The organism is Aerococcus urinae, assembly GCF_001543175.1.
In the GTDB taxonomy this organism is placed as follows: Bacteria; Bacillota; Bacilli; order Lactobacillales; family Aerococcaceae; genus Aerococcus; species Aerococcus urinae.
Genome location: NZ_CP014161.1, coordinates 847739 through 871851, shown reverse-complemented (window position 1 = coordinate 871851; position 24113 = coordinate 847739). Strand labels below are relative to the sequence as shown.

The window sequence follows — 24113 nt, the reverse complement described above, 5'->3', positions numbered from 1 at the left end:
TTAGCCAATAAGAAAAAACTGGGACAAATTCCCAGTTCACATTATTAAGTAGAAATATATAGTTAAGAATAGACCTCTTCTTTTAAAACAGCTATATTAGGATAGTTTCTCAATTGGCCCTTATAGTCTAGACCATAACCGACCACAAACTTATCCGGAATTTCAAAGCCGATCCAATCTGCTTGAAAATCCTTTTTGCGTCGACTCGGTTTATCCAATAAAGAAACAGTTTTTATGGAAGCTGCCTGGCGGGATTTTAAGACCTTATACAGATAGCTTAAGGTTCTCCCGGTATCTACGATATCTTCAACAAATAATATATGACGCCCTTTTGCAGGGACCGATAAATCCTTTATTATTTTTACTTCGCCACTGGATTCAAAGGCATCGCCGTAACTAGAAACATCCATAAAGTCAATTTCAAGAAGGATATCCATTTGTTTCATTAAATCAGCCATAAAGGGCATGCCCCCCTTTAAGACACAAACCAGTAAAGGATTCTTATCCTGATACTCTTGGGCAATATCCTTGGCTAATTCTTCGATACGTTTTAATAATTCCGCTTGGGGAATAAGTATTTCTTCCATTAAATTATCCATTAAAAAAGCTCCTAATTCTCTAATCTCTTATTCACTCTTGTGATCTTATAATAACAGATAAAAGTTAAAGGCGCAGAAAAAGTTGAGTACTTTAGCTTTAACTGTGGCTAATTTAAGCCTTTTTCTTAGAAGAATCATAAACATTGATCCCTAGGCGTTTTTGCATTTTATAAAGCAAACCGGTTTGACGTAAGGTGACTAAGAAGAAATAAGCTAAGACACCACCAATAATTGTGGCAACTAGAAAACTAGGCACATAGAAGAGCCAAGTAATCCCTGTTTTTCCCAATAGAAGTGCCATTACTGGATAGGAAGCAATGGCCCCGATTATCCCTGTGCCGATAATTTCACCAAGCACACAAGCAAGGATAGAGCCATTAAAGAGACGATATAGTATTCCCGAAAGCACAGCACCAAAAACTTGGCCAGTGAGCGCTAACGGAGGTACCGAAAAAAGACTCATCCGGATAATTGCAGTCAGAATTGCATTTAACAAACTATACCAAGGGCCCAATAAAACCGAACAAACCACATTAACAAAGTGGGCGGTAGGGGCAAAGCCCTCTACTCGAAAGATCGGAGAAATAACCACCCCAATGGCCACAAACATTGCTACCGTTACTAAAATCAATGGACTTGATTTCCTATTCATAAAATTCCCTCCTAAAAGATAAAGGAGAGCACAAAAAAAGACTACCTACGCAAGCATTACCTTGATCAGGTTAAAGGGTCGATATAAATCCTCTCAGCCGTGGCTCCCCTAATTAATAGTATTTTACTTACTCATCATATGTCATAAATAAAAATTAAACAAGCCTTTTCAACTATTTTTTAAAAGCGACTCAATAAAGGCATTTCTTAAAACGATTGTCTTTTATTGCTAGGGCTTTTTAATGTTCTGGTGCATGGTAAATATAAATGCTCTCATCATAAATCCCCATACGGGTAAAAGTCTGATGGGTAATAATAGAAATCGCCAAAGGCACTACTACGTAGGTAAGGCAGAGAACTAGAATATTAACCAATGCATTACCATCCATAAAGTAATAGGCGTTGATTGGTCCGGATAAACCAGTGATACCAAAGCCCGCTGATTCTGTTGTCCCCTGAATATTAAATAAATAACCAAAGAAACCAACTACCCCTGCATTAATCACAATAGGCAAGGTCATTTTTAGGTTTTGTAAGTAATTGGCCATAAATAATTTTGGCCCAGCAAATAATAATGAAAAAGTAATCCCATTACTGTTAACTCGTGAAGAGGCATAGAGAAATGTAAATACAACAGCTACAATCCCTAAGTTAGCTGCACCAGCCGCTAGACCACTAATGGATACCGCGTAAGCGATAGCAACACTGGATAGAGGCGTAACGATGATAATGGCAAAGGCAATAGCGATTAATATTGCCATAATTAATGGTTGGATCTTTGTAAGATGAGCAATCCCCTGGCCTAAAAGTAAAGTCAGTTGACTAACCAGAGGTAGGATTAAGCGACCGATAAAACCAGGTAAAATTCCACCCAATAAAGGAAGAATCACAATATTGAGACTTTGCCAGCGATTGTTATAAAGTTTAATGAAAATAGCAGCAATAAATACGGTAATAATCGTGTTTATTAAGTCTCCTGTTCCCTTGAGCGCCCAAGCGCCATCAACTAAGCGAGCTGCCCCACTTCCTAAAAACGCAGCTCCTGCCATAGCAGCAATCTCCATGCCTTTCATATTTAATTGCAAGGCAGCAAAGAGTCCCACTAAAAAGGGAACAGCAAATTGAAAGGCCTGGATTGAGCCGGCAAAGTCAGCCAAAATTCCGGGTGAACTGAGCCAAGATCGGGTCAAAGCGCCCAGTATAGCACTAGGAATTAAACCAATAACAATACCAGTTGACGCCCCATTTAAAACTTGGTTAAAAATATCCTTAATTTTTAAATTCTGCATTAATTAACCTTCTTTCTTTAAAGTATTTTTAACATCTTATCATGAAAACATGATAAAATCTTGAAATTTTCAACAAATGCCTGAATATATAAAAAGATTATTTATTTTTATATTATTAGTTAACATTAAAAAGGCAGCTCTGGGCTGCCCTAATTCACATGCTACAGTTCTTATAGATATAGGCCAATACTTCTTACATAAGAAAGCGATACGCTAGGTCACCCGACTGGTCTCTTTTACAAGGATTTTTAAGCTACCTGGTCGTTTGCGGCAGGTCAGACCTTTTAACATTGCTTTGACTTTCTTCTCTTCTTGACCTCTTCTAAATTCCTCTAGTCTGGCTATTTATCTTTCATTTGTTCTAAATAATTTTATTCACTATCCTTTTAAACGCGCCTTCAATTCCTCACTGTCCATTCCCAAGGCAGCAGCCATTTCATCGTTTACCTTAATGACCATGTCCTTAGACATTTCTACTGGAATGTCCGCAGGTTTTTTATCTCCTTTAAGGATATCAACAGCCATATTTCCAGTTTGTTGACCTAATTTATAGTAGTCTACCCCATAGGCACATAGAGACCCTTCGATAGCGGCATCGAAAGCGGCTACTGACGGCGTCTTAGTTTCCATTAGGACCTTTCCAATGGTTTGAATGGTATTAGCAATGGTGTTATCTGTTGGAAGGTAGATGCCATCAACTTTTTCAGCTAAGATTTTAGTCGCTTGTTGCACATCGTTAGTTGACGTCACTGTCATACTTTCGACTTTTAAGCCCTTGGACTCAATATATTCCTTGGCTTGTTCATATTGAACTTGCGCGTTCATTTCACTTGAATTATACAAGATACCAATTGTTTTTATACTTGGATCAGCCTTTAATAATAAATTAACCACATCTCCAACAGGGGTCAAGTTACTCGTGCCGGTCATATTTTTACCTGGTTTTTCCTTACTTTCAACTAATTTAGCGCCGACAGGATCAGTAACTGCTGTAAATAATTGCGGGGTCTTCTTGTCTGTATTCAACATGGCTTGGGCAGCTGGCGTAGCAATACTTAAAATTAAATCCTTCTTCCCTTTTAATTGTTGGGTAATACTTTGCAGGTTTGACTGGTCACCTTGGGAGTTATGGAATTCAATCTCTAAATTCTTACCTTCTTCATAACCAGCTTCTTTGAGCCTATCTTGGAAACCTTCCTTAGCTTTTTGTAAGGAATCATGTTCCATGTATTGGATGATCCCCACATCAACTTTATCCTTACTACTTTCATTGCCTTGGTTGGAACAAGCGGCTAATGTACAAGTTAATAAACCAGCTGCGAGATAACGTAAATATTTTTTCATGATTTTTCCTCCATAATTCGATATAAAAACGATTAACTTGCTATTTTCTCTGATTGTTAAACGGACCTTCCATACTATCACTCCCTAAAAAGGTATAAAAAAAGCCCACCTAGTTTGGAAAAAACTAAATGGGCTGAATAATAGCATATATTAATTGTGGTATTAGCCCATTTAGAATTTATCCATTCTATGAGGGCTAGACACGCTTAAGATCCTTAGCCATCATAGATACAAACTTGAGTTTGACGTTTGTATCTATGATGCTCCATAGTACAAACGCTATCTAAAATAGCTAAAGTAAAATCGTACATTTTGATAAGTAGAGCATGCGCTCTGGTTGATAAGATATTTAACTGACATAGTCACATGCTCCTTTCTTAAGCTGTTTTAACAATCATAAACATTTTTTAAGTTAAAGTCAACTTATAATTTAAAATATAAATTTTTATTCTATAAACTAAGCTGTTTTAGTATGTGAAGAAATCATTCTCGCTATTAGATTTTTACAGCTATAGCCTGACCTAGCCATAGGAATTCTTATTTTCGATCCCGTTCTCGGATAGCTTCTTCAACATCATAGTGATAATTAGGATCAATCGCCTGGTCAATTTCTTGAAAAGCCTGCCCAATCTGCTGGTCAATTTCACTGAGTTCTTCTTTTGATAACTTCTTTCCAGCAGGCAAGTAGATGGGTTTTCCCACTCTGAACTTTACCCGATTTTTTGACTTTCTTGAAAAGAGTCCAGAAATATGAATTGGTCCTTGATAGGCAACAGGTAAAATATCTACCTTACCCATTTTTGCTAGTACGGCTGCCCCATCCTTAATTTCTGTCGAATAACGAGATCCAGTAGGAAAAAGTCCAACGTTGTCTTCACCTTTTTTAAGTTCTGTTACCGCTGTTTTTAATGAAGCCATACTTGGATTTTCCCGATCAACTGGCATAACGCCTAAGTGGTCTAAACACCAATTGACCAAAGCGGATGAGAATAGTTCCTGCTTGGCTAAGAAATGAACCGGTTTAGGTAAGGTATGGATACCGATAATTACCGGATCAAGTATGCTGCGGTGGGGCGCAACAATTAAATAGTGTTGGTCAGGATCATAGTCTTCATGATAGGAAAGTTCTGGTTTTCCATTAACAATTCGAATTAAAGCTTTAACCAAGTAAGCCATAAAGTAGTAAAACCACATCTTTGTCACCTCGCTAAGATTTTCAAGCATCAACTATGCTAGCCATTTAAAAAAAGATAAAAGAAATAGAGGCTGGAATTCCTCCAACCTCCTAAAGATTATTTTTTCGTTTTTTTCATGGAATTAATAATTTGTTGGACACGTTTTTCGGAAGGTTTTTGCCCCATTTGTGCCATCATCGTCCGAATCATATCAGCTGAAATTGGTGGGTTATCTTGGAAATAGTTCATCATATAACGACGAGCAATAAAGAAACCTAAGATCATACCGATAATCAAAGTAATAATGATAATAATAATCCAAGCAAAATTTGACATGAATGATTTCCCCCTCTATATAAACATCTTTTTAATTGTACTAAAAATTATCTGACTTGCCAAGTTTAAGAAAATTATAGCCTCCAAGGCTTCTATTCCTCCAACTGTAAATCATAGTTAGGTAGAGCCTTATCTAATATGGTCATAAAGTTCTTAGGCGGATTAACCTGAAAGCTAAGTTTTTCTTTAGTGATCGGGTGATTGAATGATATTTCATAGGCATGGAGACATTGTCCCTGCTGGCTAAAAAATCGCTGCTGATAGGCTTTGGCATAGAGTGGGTCATCGACAACAGGATGGTCCAAGTAAGCTAAGTGGGCCCTGATCTGGTGAGTACGACCAGTTTCCAAACTTAAGCGCAGCAAGGCATAGTTTTCCGCTTGAGCGATTTGCTTAAAATGGGTCACTGCTTCTTTACCTAAAGGGTCGCCCACATAACGCATCCGGTCTTTAGAATGACGACGCAAGGGAATATCAATCGTCCCCTGTTTATCCGGCAAATGACCGTAAATCAGGGCAAGATATTTTCTATCTACTTGGTGATTAGCCAAGTCTTCAAGCAAAGCTTGGTAAGCTTGGTCTGATTTGGCGACTACCATTAGGCCACTGGTATCTTTATCCAGCCGATGAACAATTCCTGGGCGATAATAGTCCCCTAAGTCACTCAATGTAAAATGATTTTTTTGGGCATAGGCTAATAAGGCATTGACTAAGGTCCCGCTTAAATGGCCCTTGGAGGGATGAACGACCATTCCTTTGGCTTTATTAATCACTAAGAGATCTTCATCTTCATAAACGATGTCTAGATCAAGCGGTTCTCCCACTATCGGAAGCTTTTGTTCTTCCTCAATCGATAAGGCGATCTTATCCATAGGGTTTAAACGGTAACTGGGCTTAACTACTTGCTTATTCACTTTCACTCGACCCGTTTTAATCCATTGGGCTATCTCACTACGGCTATAACTATCTAAACGCTGACTCAAATAACGATCCAAACGCAGGCTCTGATCATCATGATATTCATAGCTTTTCTCAAGCATGAAATCACTCCTCTTTTGATTCAAAGAATAATAAGTAAATGATAAAGATAATAACTCCCAAACTTAAACAAGTATCCGCAAAATTAAAAACGGGAAAATCCATAAACTCTAGTTTAAACATATCCACGACATAACCCAAACGAACACGGTCAATAAAATTTCCAACCGCCCCTGCAAGTAATAAGGATAAACTGGTCACATATAAGGGATGGTGGACATTGTCATGGTGGTAATAATAAATGATTAAGCCACTAACAAGTAAAGTAATGGGAATAAATAACCACATATGACCAGCAAGCATTCCCCAGGCTGCCCCACTATTTTGTAAGTAATGTAAGGATAAAAGATTGGGAATAAAAGGGATCGTTTCATTTAAGGCGATATGATTCACCGTCCACGCTTTTATCATTTGATCAATAATCACTAAGATAACGCTTAAGAGATAAAAAAACATGATTGAACTCCTTTAACTTATTTTAGTTAAGTGCACCCTTCTTAGCAAGCTGGTCAGCTATATCGTTATAATGATCGTTTGAGTGGGCCTTGACCTTAACAAAATGAATCTTAATTTCTTTTTCTTTATCTAACATAAATTGGCGGTATGACTGAGTAAATTCATTTTTAGCTTGCCATTCGCCAGTAACCCATTTTTCAATTCCTTGATAATCAAAATGAATAAGGATTGCTTTAGCTTCTAATTTAATTGCCGCTTTCACAGCCCGCATACTGGCCATCATTTCCCCAGCGACATTGCGCATTTTAACTAATTCTGGATCATCGCCACCACCAAAGAAGGTATATTCTTCGCCTTGGTAAAGGAGAATCCCACCAAAACCATATCGATTATTGGTAGTCATGAAACTACCATCAACATAAGCTAAAACCTGGTCATTAGAATCGACCCTGACAGGTTGACTACCTTGATCGCTTAAAAAGTTCTCCGCTGCTGCTTGACTGCTAAAGGATTTATAGACGGCATTGGGGTACTTATCGATGGCTTTTTTACAAGTTGGCCAATCAGTGAAAATTCCCGTTTTTCGCCCTTTTTTTACCGCATAGTATTTCACATTAACTCTCCTTTTAAATACAAATAAAAAGTGAGACAAGCTAGTCTCACTTTAATAGTCAATATAAAGCGGGTGACGAGAATCGAACTCGCGACGACAGCTTGGGAAGCTGCAGTTTTACCACTAAACTACACCCGCAGAACAAACATGCTCTTTTCAACAAAAGTTATTATAGCATGTTTATCCCCTTTAAAGCAAGATTTATTTAATTTTTATTCCACCAGGAAAGTCTCTAAAGAATCCAGGGCTATCAAGACCGCATAATCCACCGGTCGTTCTAAAATTGAAGTTAAAGCTTTTTTATAAAGTGACATTTGGACACGGTAGCGTTTCAACAGGGCTTGCCTTTGCTCTTTAGCGGGTAAATAGCCAATATGGTCGGTTTTATAGTCAAACAGCCATACCTGGTCATTTTCATCAATGAGAAATCCATCAATGATTCCGTGAATGAGGACCTTATCATTGGGGGCTAGCCCAGTAGAGGACTTTAGTTGGCGATAAGGCAGTAAATAGGAAAAAGGCTGTTCCCGGTAAACTTGGCTCTTAGGATGAATAATTCTCTTACCCATAGGTGTTTCAAAGAAAGCCAATAACTGCTTTAAATCAGCCTCACTTAAACTACTTTCTTCGAGCAGTTCCTTAGCAACTAAGTCCTTATAGCTTTCGGATAGTGAGTCGAAACTAGGCATAGCCTTTAAGTTCATGGCTTGGAGAAGTAAATGAACGGCTGAGCCATGCTCAGTAGGGCTATGTTCCGCTTGGCTCTGAATAAATTCTGGAGCGGGATAGTGACTCGGAGTAAACCGCAGACCTTGCACTGCTTCACTCTGATTATTTGAATAGCGCCACTGCATTTGACGGCCATCTTCTGGTTCCTCAAACAGCCGCTTTAATTCCGACACTGACTGATAACTACTCGTCTGACTAGCTTCCCGATAAGGATAGTCATAGTCCAAGGGCGATGAAATAATCTCTGTTTGAGCATTCTCTCCCTCAACACTTGCCTTTTCGGGCGCAAGCTGAATATTTTGAAAGGCTGTGTGGGTTAAGAGTTCTTCCTCATTGACCACCTGGATATAAAAATCCGTAGTCACGCTTTGATAGCTAGATTGTGGGACCTGGTCATAATGACTTTTATTTCTAAAATCCGGATGGCGGGCAATTGAAGTTCCGATCCATTTTTGGATATTATCGCTTTGATTAGAAATAGCGCGTAGACTCTCATCGATGACCTGATTTTTTTGACTCAAGTCGGCCCATTTAATCCATTGATCAAAAGTTTTATCTCGGGCTTCTGTCGCGCCTACTAGATAAAGTTTTTGCTCAGCCCGGGTTAAGGCCACATATAACTTACGTTGTTCCTCTGCACTAAGTTCAAGGCGCTCATAGTGTTCAGCCAGCAAACGAATCGGATTGTTATAGCTAATGCCATTGAAACGGTCTTTTACTTTAACCCCAATACCTATTTGGTCATTAATCAACAGTTCATTCTTCAGATCGTCGACATTGAATCCCTTAGCCATATTGAAGTAAAAAACAAGCGGGAATTCTAGTCCTTTACTGGCATGGACGGTCATTAATTGGACTGCATTTTGATTGAGATCGATGGTCTGTGGACTTTCTAAGTCCTTCTCGCGTTCCTGCATTTTTTCAATGAAACGAATAAACTGAAAAAGGCCCCTGAATTGCTTTTCCTCAAAATCATAGGCTCTTTTATATAAGCCGTGTAAGTTACTTTCGCGTTGTAAACCATTGGTCATCCCACTCACATAGTCTAAATAGCCTGTATCTTGGTAGATTTGCCAAATTAATTGAGCTATCGAATGCTCTTTGGTAAAACTACGCCAAAACTGGAGCCAATCGAGCAGTTGTTGGAGTTTATTAAGTAGGTCATTATCCCTTTCATTTTGGTGAGAATCAATATAAGATTGGACCGCTTCAAAATAAGTCCCCTCGCGCTCAGCCATGCGTATCTTGGCCATTTCTGGTTCAGTCAAGCCAATAATTGGTGACCGTAATACTGCTGCCAAAGGAATATCTTGATAAGGATTATCAATTAATTTCAATAGCTCTACCATGGTCATTATTTCAGTCCGTTGGAAATAATTTTGCTTTTTGTCTTGCATAATCGGTATATCGTATTGAGTTAAAATGTTTTCTAAATCCTGATAAAAAGTACGATTGCTTCCTAAAATAACAATATCACTATAGCGTAGCGGGCGCATCTTATCTTCACTAGTTGCGTCCTTATCATAAATCTTAAAGCCCTTTTGCATGAGCGAAATTATTTTTTGGGCAATCACTTCTGCTTGGAGTTCGGTTCGAGACAGTTCTTGATTGCTATCCAAGCTTTGACGGTAATCCTCATTTTCTTCAACTAATAAGACTTCCGTTTCATAGCCTTCTAGGTCTGGGTACCAAGTGGCTCCCACACTTAACTGTCCTTCAGAAAGATAATCGACTCCACCAATTGTTTCGTCCATTAATTGAGAAAACACAAAGTTGACAAAGCTTAATATCTCAGGGCGACTACGGAAATTTTCCGCTAGATTGATTCGATAAGAAGGCTCCTCAAAAGGCGACGTTTGATCGTCAAAGTTAGCATAGCGCTGGTACTTGTCCATAAATAATTTAGGGTCGGCATAGCGGAAGCGATAGATACTTTGCTTCACATCCCCTACCATAAAGCGATTATGGGAACGATCTTCTTGACTAACCGCTTGAATGATCGCCTCTTGCAGGCCATTGACGTCTTGATACTCATCGACCATGACTTCTTTAAAGCGGGACTGATAATAAAGCAGGGCTTCATTCTTGTCGGGATCAGTCAGACTTAAAATTTGATAAGTATATAATTCAATGGCTTGAAAGTCCAGCTGCTTTTCTTCAAGCATTTTTGCTTGCATGCGGTCAATGAATAACTGACACAAATGGACAATGGCGGAAGCTAAGCGGTGGCTCTCTTCCAGCATTTTATTTGTGGTCTCTTCATCAAAGGCTAGAAATTTATAAAGGTCAGTTTGGTTGATTTTAGCATTTAATTGTAAGTCTTTTAGCAGTTGACTATAAGCAGATCTTAGGGCCTTTTTTTGATCCATAGCTGGAGACTTGGCCTTAACCTTGTAGTTAATAAAAGCAAATTTGGGCCGGTTGTTAAAATACTCATAGGTTGCTTGATAGTCCTTGTTTTCTAGCAGGTCTTTTAAATGGATAAAAAACTGCTTTTGTTCTTGGATACCAGCAATTAATTTCTGAATGCCTTCGCCTCTTTCATCTCCTACTAGACCTTGACTGGGAATACTTTCTTCATAGGCAGTAAAGGCTTTGATATAGCGATTTTCCAGTAGCTGAGATAAATAAGGGACCAGCTCCTGACGGTAAAAATTGCTTTTTGAATAAGTCTCATCAGTTTGATAATACTTTAAGGCTTCTTGGAGCCAGCCCTTAGGGTTGGCGTGAGACCGTGCCTTATTATACAAATCAAAAATTAACTGGCTAAGCTTTTCATCACTGGCTTGCCGGCCATCTGAATAATTATTGCTGAGGATCACAAATTCATCATGATAATCGCCATAAATATCACTTTCACGGTCTAAAAGGTCTTCTTTTAACTTTTTCCAAACTTTCTCATAAAAAAGTAACCATTCCGTCTCATCGGTCACTAGGCGAAATTTAGGATCCAGATCAATTAGATAATAGTAGCGATTGATCACTTGCCGACAAAAAGCATCAATGGTCGAGATATTCGCTTGGGGCAGGGCTTGAACTTCTCTTTGGAGATGAAATCTTTTTTGATTATCTAGCTCACGGTTAATTTCATCTTTTAGGCTTTTCTCAATACGTTCTTTCATTTCCTTAGCAGCTAATTCGGTAAAAGTAACCACTAAGAGTTCGGATAACTTACGCCCACTTTTCACTTGATTAATAATTCTCTCAACCAAGACCCGGGTTTTTCCTGAGCCAGCTGAGGCCGAAAGTAATAAATTATGCTGGTTTAAATGAATAGCAGACCATTGTTGGTCCGTATAAGTTGCATTTTGCGGTTTAATTGGTATTTCCACCCTTATTCTTCCTCCTCACTTGTCTCATTTAATTCATTGGCGATCATTTGGAAAAAGGTTTCCTTAGAGAGCTTTAATCGGTCACGATAGTGTCTGCCTGGCTCGGTTAAATCAAACTGAGCAATACTTTTATAGGCTGTCGTCGAGGGAAGATATTTTTCATCTTCGAGGGGACGTAATTGAATATCACCACTCATGATATTTTCAGAGCTAATATAAATAATTTCTTTTATGTAGTCTAATAAGGCTTGGAATTCTTTTAAAGTCAGTATTTTTCGCGACCTATTCTTATCAAAATCACCGTCTTTTTTCAGTCCATAAGCATACAAGTCTTCCCCATCATAGCCCGCTTTCATAATGTCCTCGAGTAATTGCTGGCTAGCTAGGAAATATTCATTGCTTTTTAATTCCTGACTTAAATCGACAGTACCCCTAGCATTTTTTTCCATCATCTCAGCATATTCGCTTTGATTTTCAATCTTTTTCAAAGGAGCACTCACCTTTTGGTAAAAAGCGCCAAAGGGAATAATCTTTTTGTCGGGATTTTGGGATTGAAATTTTTCCAAACATACTAATAAATACGTATATAGCTGGATATTAGTCCCTTGGAAAATATCTCCAAGATTGATAGCCCTTGCCCCTGATTTATAATCAGTGACTTGACTAACTAAGTAATCTTGCCCCTTAAACTGCCAATTAAAAGTATCAATGCGGTCAATAATTCCCCGCAGGTGAACCCTAGTCTGATCAGAAAGACTAAAGGAATAGGATTGATCCGCCTTCATCCCAAAACTTGCTTCATTAGCATAGTTATGCCACTTGGTCTTATTCATTTTTATATCAAATTGTTTGATAAAACGATTAAGGTTAAAGTTTAATTGTTTTAATTGGTAATTATAGAACTGGTTGGCCGAAAAAATATCATAGGTTGGATCCTTTAACGTGGTGTTGAGCGCATGAGAAAATAGTTCATCAAAGGAGTCATCTGACTGTTTCTTTAGATCATAATATTCTTGCAGTACCCGGTGGAAATAACTTCCAGTCAAGCGTTCATCAATTTTAAAGATGGGCCGCTCTCTTAACTTTAAGCCATACTGTAAAAAGTAGGAAAAAGGATCCTTATTATACAATTCTAAGCTCGAGACGGATACTGCTAGTTGTGATCCGTATAGGGCTTTTGCTTCCTCTGAACTTAAATTGACCACTTTATTTTGGTGGTCTAGTCCTTGAAGTACCCTTAGGCTATAATCTCGACTCTTAGTCTCTTGGCTCAGAGCTTCTTTAAGTGCTTCCCATCGATCTGAAACCGCCAAGTGCTGACTTTTATTGCCTTGATAAACTTGGATCAAGTAATGTAATTGACTACGCCAATTTCCAAAGACTAGAGAGCCTTTCTCAGACACTGGCAAGGCTAGTGATTTTTTATCCCAAACTTGGAGGTCAAAGCGGTCAATTAAGTAAGCTAAATAGGGAGAAATATCTGTCGTTTTATCCCCTAGTTGATTATAGGGAAAAGACAAATATAAGCGCTCGCTAGCAGATAAAAAGAGTTTATAGGCAATAAATTTTTCGTTATTTGTCTTGACTTGGCTACTTAGATTCAACCCTTCATTGAAGTTAAAATAGTGATTTAAAACTTCACGATCTTCATCCGTCAGTAGGCTGTTATTTTGATAAGCCTTAGGTAAATTAGACTTGGTCAAAGCCATCACGAAGGTTACCTTTTTATGTTCTGAACGCTGGCTGTCAATCCCCCGAATCGTTACCGAATCCAAAGTTGGGGGAACCATATTATATTTTGTCTGGTTAAAAGCGCTGGCCAAAACTTCTTGAAAATCTTGAATTTTAAAACTTTGGTCCTTAAATAAACGGTCATACTGGTCAAGCACTTTGATAAAGGCTTGCCAAGCTTGTTCGTGGTGCCTTCCCTCCTCCAAGCGGTTATTTAGGGCATTATTTTGTGCCCAAAGCATTAATTGTTCAGGAATTTGATAGTGAACTAAGAATTGATAGAGTGCGACCAAGGCTTCATGGTTATTGCTTGCCTGGTCAAAAGCTGTAAAAATGCCATCCAAGGCTTCTGCAAGAAAGGCTTTAACACGATTAGCAATTTCCTGAGTTCTTTGATCTGATTCACTGGCCACCACTTGACCGTAATCATCTACCCTTAAATAGGACCAAGTGACCCCCTTCTGCCACCATTGTTTACCCTCATAGCCATTTTGTAGCACCACGTTTTCTGTGAGATCGACCTCGCGACGGAAATTTTCGACTTCAGACCAGGGATCCTCAGAATCTTGCAAGGGCAATAACAGTTCAGTTCGTAACAGATTAAAGATATCCTCATAACGCCAATCATAGCGGTAAATACGAATAAGCGCATCAATGAACAAGAATAAGGGATGATCCGCCATAGATTCACTATCGTCAAGGAAATAGGGAATATTATTCATCTTTAAATAAGGCAAAAGCTGCTCTCTTACCTGGTCAAAGTCCCTAGTCAAAATTTGGATATCCTGATAACGATAGGCTTGACAACTAACTAAATGATAAATTTGATTAGCCACTTGTTCTGCTTCAATATAAGGGGTTTGACAGGACCACACTTGGATCAAACTTTTAACTTTATCTTGCTCTTCTTTGGAAATAGCAAGGTAAGAAGCCGTTTCATTCGACCAGTCCTTGACTAGGGTCTGGTCAAGGATGTAAAAGCCTGGATCAAAATGGTCGTTGCTTTTTCCCACCCGGTCAAGCATTAAAGGACAATCTAAAGCTTGTGCTAATTGAACTAGGTTATTATAAGTTCGCCGACTCAAACTAAATAAATCTTGCCCTTTAAACTCAGTCTTCATCGACTTCTTACTATCCAGGGTTAATATTACTTCTACTTGGTCACAAGCTGCCAATAAGTCGCCAAGAATATCAAACTCATTAGAAGTAAACCGATAAAAGCCATCAACAACCACTCTAACCTGTGATAAATCGGTCTTAGACAGATAATGCTTTAATTGCTTGTAGAGGGCTTGTTCAGTAAGGATTTGATCAGATAACTTGCTTTCAAAGCTTTGATAAATAAGAATAAGTTCTCTTAATTTAGCTAATTGGTTTTCTAGTAGGGGATTTTGGCCGTCCACCTCCGCCTCTACAGTATGGTAGATTTCAATTAAACGTTGGCTACTGATATTCCCCTGGTCAAATTCCTTAAACAATTGGGTTAATTGTTCTTGAAAACCTATATAGCCACTTTCCCGGCGAAAGATAAGTAAATCTTCCTGCAAGTCATTTAAGATTTGCTTGATCAGCATCATTAGGCCAATATCATCTAATCCTGATTGAATGGGCTCTTGGTTTTGTTCTAAAAAATACCAGGCCAGTCGTTTAAAGGAAAAAACCTGTAAGCGCATCATGGCGACCCCGTCATCACTAGCAGATTTAGTTTTATAAGCTTGGATATTATCAAGAATAATTTTCTCCATATCAAACTTCATGTGTTCGGGAACTAAATAAAAGACCCGGTGATTTTGATCATCCGCTAAGAAACTTGCCATATCTGTCAGTGTGTCCTCACGGTTATCCTTAGTTTCTAAAATACGTGTGATTTGTAAACGCATGCTAACCTTCCTTTAATAGACTCCTATAAGAAATGAAAAGGATCAGTGTTGACCTCAGAAGGAAAAACAGCTAGTTCAGAAAGATTAGCTTGGCTCCATTGGGTCAACTCTTCTAGGACATAGGGAATACAAATTGCTTCCATATGGTGACCGGGATCAATTAGACTCAGGCCACTTTCATAGATATCATGGGCAGTATGGTAATCCGCATCAGCCGTAATAAAAACATCCGCCCCAGCTGCCTTGGCTGCTTGATAATAGGATGAACCGGCCCCGCCTAATACGGCTACCCGATGTACGAGAGCCTTATCATCCTTAGTCACAAAACGAATGCCTTCCAAGTGAGATACTGCTTTAATCTTTTCCACATAATCTTTAAAAGGTATTTTCTCTTTTAATTTTCCAATTCTCCCCATACCGATACTTTGATAATCATTTTTCTTCTCATAGACTTCAATGACCGGTTCTTCATAGGGATGGTATTTTTTTACCAGGTCACAAACTTTCTCTTTTTCCCTCTCCTTGACAGTTAGGGACAGAGCGACTTCCTTAAGCTCTGTGACTTGGTTTAACTCACCAATTCTTGGTTGCGCTCCATCTATAGGAATAAAACTCCCTTGACCAGTCCATTGAAAGAAGCAATGCTGGTAATTTCCAATAACAGAAAGGGGATAGGCACTAAGCGCCTCTTTGAAGGCAGGCAAGCTCTCCTTAGGTAAAAAAGTAACCAGGCGGTAATTTTTTCCCTGGTAATGAGCGGCGAAAACCTCGGCCTTTTCTATCCCATAACGTTCAGCTAACCAATCATTCATTCCTGGTTGACTACTATCAAGATTAGTATGAGCACTGTAGACGGCGATTTGGTGCCTAATCAATTTGGCATACATGGCTTGTTGGGGGTCATCCTCGCTGAGGCGCTTTGCTGGCCTAAATATTACCGGATGGTGGGAAAATATAAAGTCAACTTGTTTCGCTATAGCCTCCTCAACCACTTCCGGACGCACATCTAAAGTCACTAAAATCCGCTTGACCTCTTGATCTAAAGAACCAAAATGTAAGCCAATCGGGTCGCCTTCAAGCGCATAGACAGTGGGAAAACGATTTTCAAAATACTGGACAAGGTCACTAACGGTTACTTTATTGGTCATCACTTTCACCCTCCAAAGCTTGTTTGATCATTGCTAACTGTTGACTAAATTGCTGACGTCTTTCACTAAGTGCTTCCCCACTCATTTGTTGGAGAATACTCTCTATCTTGTGCTGACGTCGGGTCCATTTTTTCCTAAAAATAGCTGGATTGCTAGCCTGGGTATAAAGTCCTAGGTAAATTTGGCTGTCACTGAGATCAGGAGCCTTTCCGACATATTCGGCAGCAATAATTTCATAAATTTTTCCTGCGTCTTCTAAAATATCTTCTCCTACAATTTTATAGCTCTGGTCTAATAACCATTGACGCAACAGGTATTCATCAATATTTGCCTGTAAAATTAACTTGGGGTAGTCTAATTGTGACAAAATCTCTTCACCAGCAAGTAAAATTTCATGAATGAGCTTGCCCCCCATGCCTGCGATTATAACCGTATCGACTGGATCTTCTTTTTTTAAGGTAGCTAAACCATTGCCCAAGCGGCAAGATACTTGGTCGCCATAGTGATTATCAAGCACGGCTTGACACATCCGCTCATAAGGTCCTTGAGCAACCTCACTACAAATAGCCCCCTTAATCAGGCCTTGGTCTAGTAAATAAATCGGAATATGGGCGTGGTCTGAACCAATATCTGCTATAAAACTTCCCTTTTTAACATAATTTGCGATTCCTTTTAGTCGTTTGGAGAGTGTTTTGGTCATTACTTAGCTCCTCTTCTTACGGTTTTCTCGATGCCTTCTGCCAAGAGCTGGTAGCCAGCTTGAGTCAGGTGGACCCCCTCTATGGTTAGCTCAGGTCGGCAATAATTATTTACGTCGTAAAATCCATTCCAATCCCAATAAGTTAATGAATATTTTTTGTCAAATTGTCTTAACTCATTATTTAAACGATCAATGAGCACATTGGAGACCGAGGGAGCTTCCCTAAGATTTCGCATCACTAGGGATAAGATCAGCTGAGACTTAGGATAATGCTTGTTAAAATATTCGATATTCTTTTCAATCCAATAGGTCGGATTCTCGATGCCTAAGCCCTGCCATAATTCATTAATGCCGTACATTAATAAAATGGTATCATAATCTTCACTTAAATCATTATTTTTGATTAGCTTATCGTAACCTTCTTCGGCAATGCTGCCACTCACGGCCCGGTTATCAATTTTTACATTTCCAATCCGAGCAAAGGGAAATTTCGCTAAAACCGAGTGTCCATAAAATAATAGTCCAGCCATTTGCTTTATCAACCTTTCATCATAATTTCTCTATTTATCTTAGCAAACTTTGCGTATAATGATAATGATCTAAAAATTACTTTACTCTTAAGGAGGTATGAAATACAATGGGATTTCGCTTTAAAAAAGAGGAAATGGAAAGTATCGGCGACTTATTTGACCGTTTAATCCAACCAGCTAAGCCGCGTCAGGAAGATCAAACCGAAGACCAAGCTGAGGAGAAAGCAAGTATTTATTTAAGCCAAGATTTTATTAGAAAGTATACCTCTTTTGATAGCTTTGAAGAGTTTTCATTACAGGCACCGCTTCCTCTACAAGCCGCTGATCAATTAAACGAGGGAGATTCCTATTTGATGAACCAATTCGTCCGTCAACATAGTGATTTTGAAAGCTGGCAAGAACTCCTTAACCATAGATAAGAAAAAGGCCAACTCGAGTGAACAGCTTGAATTTGGCCTTTTTGTTTTGTATAGCTTTTCTCGTTACTCATTAAGGAGTTGCTGGTAAATCGTTAAATAGTCCTTAGCTGGTTTTTTCCAGCGGAAATCGCGAGTCATCGCATGTTGAATCAGATAATGCCAGGCTTCTTTTTGCTTGTAGTAAACACCGAGTGCATAGTGGACCATGTTGGAAAAATCCCCCGCATCAAAACGTTTAAAACTAAAGCCATTGCCTTCCCCAGTAAACTGATTATAAGGAATAACCGTATCCTTTAAGCCTCCTGTTTCATGAACCAGGGGTAAAGTGCCATAACGCATTGAAATCATTTGCGAAAGCCCACAAGGTTCAAAGGCACTCGGCATCAGGAAGAGGTCGCTTCCGGCATAAATTTGTTGAGCTAATTGGGTATCAAAGTCAATATAGGCACAAAAGCGTCCCTTATATTGGTCTTCAAAGTAACGGAAGGAGTGCTCGAAACGCTGATCACCTGTCCCTAAAATGAGGAATTGGGCTGAAGTGGTATGCAATAATTCTTCAGCCTTAGCTTCTAATAATTGCATGCCCTTTTGGTCGGTTAAGCGGCTCACCACAGCAAGAAGCGGCCGGTCAGGATCAACTGCTAAGCCCACCCGTTCCTGTAAGAAGGCCTTATTGGCTGCCTTCCCATCACGCACTGTATCCATGCTATAGTTTTTAGCTAAGGCAGGGTCTGTTTGAGGATTATTCAAATCATAGTCAATCCCATTAATAATGCCGCGAATTTTAAAGGCGTTGGCCCTGAGCGTGCCTTCTAAACCTTCCCCAAATTCAGGCGTTTGGATCTCCCGAGCATAGCTAGGGCTCACAGTAGTGACAATATCACTAAAATTGATTCCTCCCTTTAAATAATTGACCCGGTTATTTTGTCTGACACCGTTATCATGAAAGAGGCTATCAGTGGTATTGAAATAATTTTTTAAATTTTCTCGGTCTGTCCAGCCTTGAAAGCGCAAGTTATGAATGGTTAATACCTTGCGAATGTTCTTATAGGCTTCTACCCAATGATAGCGATCAACTAATAGAGCTGGAATCATGGCGCTTTGCCAGTCATTGACATGAATGACGTTAGGGATAAAATCAATTTTCTCCATCATTTCAATAACTGCTAAGGAGAAAAAGGCAAAACGTTCTTCATCATCCCCATAACCATAGAGGGAGTCGCGATCAAAATAGTCTAAATTATCGACAAAATAATAGCTTAGTCCTTCTAATTGTAAATATTTAATACCAACATAGGCTCTCTTCTTACCCATGTCGACAGTAAAGTGCATTAAATCGGTGACATCTTCTTTATATTTTTCTGGCATGAGCGTGTAATAAGGGAGGACGACACGAATATCTACCCCCTGGCGCTGTAATTCCTTAGGTAGGGCATAGGAAACATCCCCCAGTCCCCCTGATTTAAAAAAAGGAGCTGCTTCTGCAGAAACAAATAAAACCTTCATCATGTCCTCTTTTCTAACTCTTCCAATCACCTGACAAAAAAGTTTAGAAGTCAGATCTCTTGATAACTTCATGCTTACCAATAACAATTAAATCGTCAGGTTTTCCTTCAATAACTGCACCTGGTTCAACGGTCACATTCTTATCCAAAATAGCGTAGGAAACCTTAGCCCCTTTACCAATTTTACAGCCTTGCAGGATAATAGAGTGATTAACTTCAGCTTCAGCCTCCACCACCACCTTACGAAATAGTTGGGAATGGAATACCTTTCCAAAAATTTCACAGCCCGTGGCTAATTGGGAATGTTTAACGTCGGCTCCTTTAGCGTAAAATGTTGGAACCCCATTGTGTCCCTTGGTATAGATACTCTGTTTGTTTTGAAAGAGCTCGGTATAAGCTTCTGCCTCTAACATATCCATACTTGCTTGGTAGTAAGCATTGATCGAATCGATATTAGCAATATAGCCATGATGTTCAACCCCAACCGTCTTATAATCTGGAAGGAATTGGATCAAAATGTCATCAAGGTTTTGATTGATGTCTTGACTTTCTGCCTTTTCGATAATTTCTAACATGATTTTAGTTGGTACGATGGACATGTTCATATCATATAGGACGGTATCACCTTCAATTGGGGTAACCCCCTCAACTTGTAATTCATTAATATAGCCTGCTTCATCCAAGCTAACCAACCGCTCATTGGGATGATATTCTATCATTTCACGAGGAACACGGGTATATAGGCGGGCAATATCAGCGTCAGAATCTTCTAGGGCTTCAATTAAATTACTAATAACTACATTAGCTAAGACACGCGATCCGGCAACATAAACATAATCCGCATGCGAACGATTAATAAATGTCTCATGGTCATCATAAAAATCGCCACGGCGACTAGCTGCTTCATAAAGCGCTTGTTTATGCTCCATTTGTGAGAAAGTAAATATGCCACCCCGATAAGTGTCCAAGTCCCAAGGTTTCCCGCTACGGATATGATCATAGACAGAGCGACCTGATCGGCCGATAAAGAGGGCTGCTGAACGCATATTAGCGTAAGTGATACTAGATAGAGCAAAGTCTAATAAGCGGTAACGGCAAGCAAAAGGTAACATGGCAATAGGACGTTGCTTAGTCAATGGGTAAAGATCGTTATCATTTTCAGTTAAGTTTAATATTGCGCAAACTTTATTTTGAACCATGCTCACTACCCCCTATTATTTCTTCATATCCAGCCACCTGAATATCATGTACTTCACCAACAAAGCGTGTATTATCCATCACTTCAGCATTTTCACCCAGAATCGCATACTTAATTTCTACATTCTGGCCAATTTTTGCTCCTGACATAATCACACTATTTTCAATCAGACTTCCCTTGCCAATTGTGACATTTTGCGAAATGACTGAATTTTTAATGCTTCCACGATTAATTGTTCCATCACAAATCATTGAATCTTCGACATGACTTTCTTCTGACATGAATTGTGGAGGAGCAACCGCAACTTTCGAAAAGATGGGCCAGGTATCTTCTCGAATATTGAGCGGATGGTTAGGCTCTAAGAATTCCATATTAGCTTCCCAAAGACTGTCGATGGTCCCAACATCCTTCCAGTAACCATGGAAGGAATAAGCGTAAAGTCTTTCTTGGTTTTCAAGATAAGCAGGAATAACATCATGGCCAAAGTCTTCCATTTCCTCAGGGTCATTTACCAAATATTGGCGTAATAATTCCCAATTAAAAATATAAATTCCCATGGAAGCTAAATTATTCTTAGGCTCAGCCGGTTTCTCTTCAAATTCAACAATACGGCCGGCCTCATCCGTATTCATAATGCCAAAACGGGAAGCTTCTTCCATTGGAACGGGGATGACTCCTACCGTACAATCAGCTTCGTTCTTTATGTGCTCTTGGAGCATGGCTTCATAATTCATTTTATAAATATGGTCACCAGACAGGATGAGGACATATTTAGGTTGGTGTGAATCGACGAAGGCTACATTTTGATAAATCGCATTGGCTGTTCCCTTAAACCATTTTTCTCCTTCACTACTTGAGTAAGGCTGTAAAACAGCTGCCCCGCCATCACTAACATCCAGGCCCCAAGGCGCTCCATTACCAATATGGTCATTTAAAACAAGTGGTTCATACTGAGTCATCACTCCTACTGTCGTAATACCTGAATTCGCACAATTACTTAAGGGAAAATCAATGATACGGTATTTTCCCCCAAAAGGGACAGCAGGTTTAGCGATATCTTGGGTGAGTTTCCCTAAACGAGTCCCTTTACCACCAGCTAAAATCATAGCTAACATTTCACTTTTCATAGATTACGAGATTACTCTCGTCCCTCCTCTCTGAAATAAAAATTATTTCCCAGCCTTCTACAGCATTGTAGGGACTAGGAATTGAATTTACTTAATTGATTACTTGTTTGCTGACTATTGCCTTTAGCTGCTTTCGCTTGCGATTTGGCCAAGGCTTCTTCATCAATGGTGTCAGGTACTAGTAGTAAAAGCGATAGACTCGGCAGAACAAGTTCAATTGAATAGTCTTGTTTTTGGTGTGCCTTGTTTTCAGTCTGGAAAATCTCTTTTTGATAGAGCCAGTTACCACCAAACGCTTTCATTTCACTATTTAATAATATCCGGTAACTGCCTGGCAAAGGCACACCCAGTCGATAGTTGTGACGTTCAACCGGGGTAAAATTAAATATACAGATGACACAATCCCTTAAATCTTCCCCCTTGCGGATGAAAGCCACAATGCTTTCATCAGGATTATCTGCCTCAAGAAAAATGATTCCTTTAGCTGATAAATCATAATGATGAAGCGCTTTCTTACTTAAGTATAACTGATTTAATGTGGAAATGTAATCTTGAAATTCTGAATTATATTCCCTGGACAAGGTCTCCCATTCTAAGCCTTCATAGAAACGCCATTCTAAAAATTGGCCAATTTCATTGCCCATAAAGGCTAACTTTTTGCCAGGATACACCATCCGATAGCCTTCCATTAACCGCAAATTTGCAAACTGACGATAGCGGTTATCCCCTGGCATTTTCCCTAGTAGGGATTCTTTTCCATGGACGACCTCATCGTGGGAAAAAGGCAAGATAAAGTTTTCATCAAACATATACATGAAGGTGAAGGTAATTAAGCGGTAATTGTAGGAACGCGCGAGTGGGTCAAGCTTAAAGAATTTGAGAGTATCGTTCATCCAGCCCATATTCCACTTAAAATTAAAGCCAAGCCCTCCTTGATCAATGGATTGGGTGACTCCTGGCCAAGCTGTACTTTCCTCAGCAATCATCAAATAAGAGGGGTCACGCAGAAAAATTTCTTTATTCAAGCGGCGTATAAAATCGACGCCTTCTAAATTGACATTATTCCCATAAATATTAGGTGTCCAATCCCCTTCATCGTAGTCAAGATAAAGCATGTTAGAAACCGCGTCCACCCGTAAGCCATCAAAATGAAACTCTTCTAGCCAATAGACGGCATTGGATATGAGAAAACTTTGGACTTGATTTTTGCCCAAGTCAAAATTCAATGTCCCCCAACGAATGTTCTTGGCCCGCCTGGGGTCACTATATTCAAAAGTCGGTCCGCCATCAAAGTTAGCCATGGCATCATCATTAATCACAAAATGACCTGGCACCCAATCCATGATGACCCCAATTCCTGCTTGATGTGCTACATCCACAAAACGTTTTAGCGGATCGAAGTCATGCCCATAACGGCCAGCAATTGAGTAATAACCACTGACTTGGTAACCCCATGAGGCTTCAAGTGGATGTTCGGTCAGAGGCATAAATTCAATATGGGTATAGCCCATTTTCTTAACGTAGGGAATTAACTCCTCACGTAAATCGTCGAAACTATAGGCTTTACCATCCGAATGACGTCGCCAAGAGGACTGATGAACTTCATAGATATTAATCGGACTTTGGTAAATATTTTTTTGTCGCCTAGTCTGGAGCCATTTTTTATCATTCCAGCTATAACTCGTGGGATCCTGAATAACTGAAGCGGTTTTAGGTGGGACTTCACTAGCAAAGGCAAAAGGATCTTGTTTTTCTTTAATTAAACCATTTTTTCCTTCAATAACAAATTTGTACAAATCCCACTCAGAAGCTTCCTTAATAACTGTTGTCCAAGCCCCAGTTTCTCCGACTTGTTCTAGCGGTTGCGACTGCCAATGGTTAAAGTCACCTTCAATCGCCACCGATTTGGCCTGGGGAGCCCAAGTGGTAAAGCGATAGCCGTCTTCAAGAGATGAACCCATTTTATGGGCTCCTAAGAAGCGATAAGCATGATAATGTTTTCCTTTATTAAAGAAATACATATTGTCTTCAATATTTTTTAAACTTAATTCTTGATTAGGCATCTATCTCACCCCTATCTTTCTATACAAAAAAGGCGAGGAGAAATCTCCTCGCCTTCCCTAGACTAAGGGTTAATCAGTGTTCACATCACTCATTAACCAAGTACCTACTTCCTGTAGTGGTTTAAACAATAAACCATGTACTCTCTATAACACTACATGGACTTATCTTATGCCATGTTGATGTCGATTCATCGCATGAAATAAGTCTATCATAGAGTATCCTATTAAACAAGGAATTTATTTAAATCGT

The 24113-nt window shown here is 39.3% G+C and carries 19 protein-coding genes, 1 tRNA gene and 1 riboswitch; of the genes, 1 reads left to right on the top strand and 19 read right to left on the bottom strand.

The features are described 5' to 3' along the window. Nucleotides 1-62: 62 nt before the first annotated feature. From hpt to AWM73_RS03990, 15 genes are all read right to left on the bottom strand, one after another. On the bottom strand, nt 63-599 hold the full coding sequence (gene hpt / locus AWM73_RS04060) for a hypoxanthine phosphoribosyltransferase (protein WP_060778192.1): 537 nt from the start codon (nt 597-599) through the stop codon (nt 63-65). 112 nt (nt 600-711) lie between these two features. Next, nucleotides 712-1251, bottom strand: a complete 540-nt coding sequence (gene thiW, locus AWM73_RS04055) for an energy coupling factor transporter S component ThiW (protein WP_060778191.1) — start codon at nt 1249-1251, stop codon at nt 712-714. 25 nt (nt 1252-1276) lie between these two features. Then, a riboswitch (TPP riboswitch) is annotated at nt 1277-1371 on the bottom strand. 118 nt (nt 1372-1489) lie between these two features. Next, nucleotides 1490-2539, bottom strand: a complete 1050-nt coding sequence (locus tag AWM73_RS04050) for a PTS transporter subunit IIC (protein ID WP_060778190.1) — start codon at nt 2537-2539, stop codon at nt 1490-1492. Between the two features lie 378 nt (nt 2540-2917). Then, on the bottom strand, nt 2918-3883 hold the full coding sequence (locus AWM73_RS04045; protein ID WP_060778189.1) for an ABC transporter substrate-binding protein: 966 nt from the start codon (nt 3881-3883) through the stop codon (nt 2918-2920). 537 nt (nt 3884-4420) lie between these two features. Beyond that, nucleotides 4421-5077 (bottom strand): lysophospholipid acyltransferase family protein, encoded by a 657-nt coding sequence (locus tag AWM73_RS04040; protein ID WP_060778188.1) that lies wholly within the window; start codon nt 5075-5077, stop codon nt 4421-4423. Nucleotides 5078-5175: 98 nt separating this feature from the next. Next, nucleotides 5176-5394 carry a YneF family protein gene (locus AWM73_RS04035; RefSeq protein WP_013669734.1) on the bottom strand — a complete coding sequence of 73 codons (219 nt, stop codon included), beginning with the start codon at nt 5392-5394 and terminating at the stop codon, nt 5176-5178. Nucleotides 5395-5486: 92 nt separating this feature from the next. Then, the gene (locus tag AWM73_RS04030) at nt 5487-6434 is read right to left on the bottom strand and encodes an RluA family pseudouridine synthase (RefSeq protein WP_060778187.1); all 948 of its coding nucleotides are present in this window, start codon (nt 6432-6434) and stop codon (nt 5487-5489) included. Nucleotides 6435-6438: 4 nt separating this feature from the next. Beyond that, nucleotides 6439-6888 (bottom strand): signal peptidase II, encoded by a 450-nt coding sequence (gene lspA / locus AWM73_RS04025; RefSeq protein ID WP_082702853.1) that lies wholly within the window; start codon nt 6886-6888, stop codon nt 6439-6441. Nucleotides 6889-6910: 22 nt separating this feature from the next. Then, nucleotides 6911-7501, bottom strand: a complete 591-nt coding sequence (locus AWM73_RS04020; RefSeq protein ID WP_060778185.1) for a ribonuclease H1 domain-containing protein — start codon at nt 7499-7501, stop codon at nt 6911-6913. A gap of 67 nt (nt 7502-7568) precedes the next feature. After that, a tRNA-Gly gene (locus tag AWM73_RS04015) sits at nt 7569-7639 on the bottom strand. A gap of 74 nt (nt 7640-7713) precedes the next feature. Then, nucleotides 7714-11562 carry a helicase-exonuclease AddAB subunit AddA gene (gene addA, locus AWM73_RS04010; protein ID WP_060778184.1) on the bottom strand — a complete coding sequence of 1283 codons (3849 nt, stop codon included), beginning with the start codon at nt 11560-11562 and terminating at the stop codon, nt 7714-7716. A 2-nt stretch (nt 11563-11564) separates the two neighbouring features. Beyond that, nucleotides 11565-15173, bottom strand: a complete 3609-nt coding sequence (locus tag AWM73_RS04005) for a PD-(D/E)XK nuclease family protein (RefSeq protein WP_060778183.1) — start codon at nt 15171-15173, stop codon at nt 11565-11567. Between the two features lie 23 nt (nt 15174-15196). Beyond that, nucleotides 15197-16321: a Nif3-like dinuclear metal center hexameric protein gene (locus AWM73_RS04000; RefSeq protein ID WP_060778182.1), complete on the bottom strand. Its 1125-nt coding sequence runs from the start codon at nt 16319-16321 to the stop codon at nt 15197-15199. After that, entirely contained in the window at nt 16311-17021 is a 711-nt protein-coding gene (locus tag AWM73_RS03995; protein WP_060778181.1) for a tRNA (adenine(22)-N(1))-methyltransferase, read from the bottom strand. The genes AWM73_RS04000 and AWM73_RS03995 overlap by 11 nt, the downstream gene beginning before the upstream one ends. Beyond that, nucleotides 17021-17551, bottom strand: a complete 531-nt coding sequence (locus tag AWM73_RS03990; protein WP_060778180.1) for a GDSL-type esterase/lipase family protein — start codon at nt 17549-17551, stop codon at nt 17021-17023. The genes AWM73_RS03995 and AWM73_RS03990 overlap by 1 nt, the downstream gene beginning before the upstream one ends. Before the next feature lie 107 nt (nt 17552-17658). On the opposite strand from AWM73_RS03990, the gene AWM73_RS03985 reads away from it, so the two are divergent. Continuing rightward, nucleotides 17659-17970: a hypothetical protein gene (locus AWM73_RS03985; RefSeq protein WP_060778179.1), complete on the top strand. Its 312-nt coding sequence runs from the start codon at nt 17659-17661 to the stop codon at nt 17968-17970. 63 nt (nt 17971-18033) lie between these two features. Here the strand turns inward: AWM73_RS03985 and glgA are convergent, their stop codons facing one another. From glgA to glgB, 4 genes are all read right to left on the bottom strand, one after another. After that, a complete protein-coding gene (gene glgA, locus AWM73_RS03980) occupies nt 18034-19476 on the bottom strand; it encodes a glycogen synthase GlgA (RefSeq protein ID WP_060778178.1) in 1443 nt (480 codons plus the stop codon). Nucleotides 19477-19519: 43 nt separating this feature from the next. Then, nucleotides 19520-20674 (bottom strand): glucose-1-phosphate adenylyltransferase subunit GlgD, encoded by a 1155-nt coding sequence (glgD, locus tag AWM73_RS03975; protein WP_060778177.1) that lies wholly within the window; start codon nt 20672-20674, stop codon nt 19520-19522. Beyond that, nucleotides 20661-21800 (bottom strand): glucose-1-phosphate adenylyltransferase, encoded by a 1140-nt coding sequence (locus AWM73_RS03970; protein WP_060778176.1) that lies wholly within the window; start codon nt 21798-21800, stop codon nt 20661-20663. Before AWM73_RS03970 ends, glgD begins: the two co-directional genes overlap by 14 nt. Nucleotides 21801-21874: 74 nt before the next feature. After that, a complete protein-coding gene (glgB, locus tag AWM73_RS03965; RefSeq protein WP_060778175.1) occupies nt 21875-23863 on the bottom strand; it encodes a 1,4-alpha-glucan branching protein GlgB in 1989 nt (662 codons plus the stop codon). Nucleotides 23864-24113: the final 250 nt, after the last annotated feature.

What these genes read in the sequence shown, in the direction of transcription:
- AWM73_RS04035 (WP_013669734.1), bottom strand. Translation starts at nt 5,394, where the DNA reads ATGTCAAATTTTGCTTGGATTATTATTATCATTATTACTTTGATTATC.
- lspA (WP_082702853.1), bottom strand. Translation starts at nt 6,888, where the DNA reads ATGTTTTTTTATCTCTTAAGCGTTATCTTAGTGATTATTGATCAAATG.
- AWM73_RS03990 (WP_060778180.1), bottom strand. Translation starts at nt 17,551, where the DNA reads ATGGCTGGACTATTATTTTATGGACACTCGGTTTTAGCGAAATTTCCC.
- glgB (WP_060778175.1), bottom strand. Translation starts at nt 23,863, where the DNA reads ATGCCTAATCAAGAATTAAGTTTAAAAAATATTGAAGACAATATGTAT.
- AWM73_RS04030 (WP_060778187.1), bottom strand. Translation starts at nt 6,434, where the DNA reads ATGCTTGAGAAAAGCTATGAATATCATGATGATCAGAGCCTGCGTTTG.
- AWM73_RS04040 (WP_060778188.1), bottom strand. Translation starts at nt 5,077, where the DNA reads ATGTGGTTTTACTACTTTATGGCTTACTTGGTTAAAGCTTTAATTCGA.
- AWM73_RS03985 (WP_060778179.1), top strand. Translation starts at nt 17,659, where the DNA reads ATGGGATTTCGCTTTAAAAAAGAGGAAATGGAAAGTATCGGCGACTTA.
- AWM73_RS04000 (WP_060778182.1), bottom strand. Translation starts at nt 16,321, where the DNA reads ATGACCAATAAAGTAACCGTTAGTGACCTTGTCCAGTATTTTGAAAAT.
- AWM73_RS04050 (WP_060778190.1), bottom strand. Translation starts at nt 2,539, where the DNA reads ATGCAGAATTTAAAAATTAAGGATATTTTTAACCAAGTTTTAAATGGG.
- hpt (WP_060778192.1), bottom strand. Translation starts at nt 599, where the DNA reads ATGGATAATTTAATGGAAGAAATACTTATTCCCCAAGCGGAATTATTA.
- AWM73_RS03970 (WP_060778176.1), bottom strand. Translation starts at nt 21,800, where the DNA reads ATGAAAAGTGAAATGTTAGCTATGATTTTAGCTGGTGGTAAAGGGACT.
- glgD (WP_060778177.1), bottom strand. Translation starts at nt 20,674, where the DNA reads ATGGTTCAAAATAAAGTTTGCGCAATATTAAACTTAACTGAAAATGAT.
- AWM73_RS04045 (WP_060778189.1), bottom strand. Translation starts at nt 3,883, where the DNA reads ATGAAAAAATATTTACGTTATCTCGCAGCTGGTTTATTAACTTGTACA.
- AWM73_RS03995 (WP_060778181.1), bottom strand. Translation starts at nt 17,021, where the DNA reads ATGACCAAAACACTCTCCAAACGACTAAAAGGAATCGCAAATTATGTT.
- AWM73_RS04005 (WP_060778183.1), bottom strand. Translation starts at nt 15,173, where the DNA reads ATGCGTTTACAAATCACACGTATTTTAGAAACTAAGGATAACCGTGAG.
- glgA (WP_060778178.1), bottom strand. Translation starts at nt 19,476, where the DNA reads ATGAAGGTTTTATTTGTTTCTGCAGAAGCAGCTCCTTTTTTTAAATCA.
- thiW (WP_060778191.1), bottom strand. Translation starts at nt 1,251, where the DNA reads ATGAATAGGAAATCAAGTCCATTGATTTTAGTAACGGTAGCAATGTTT.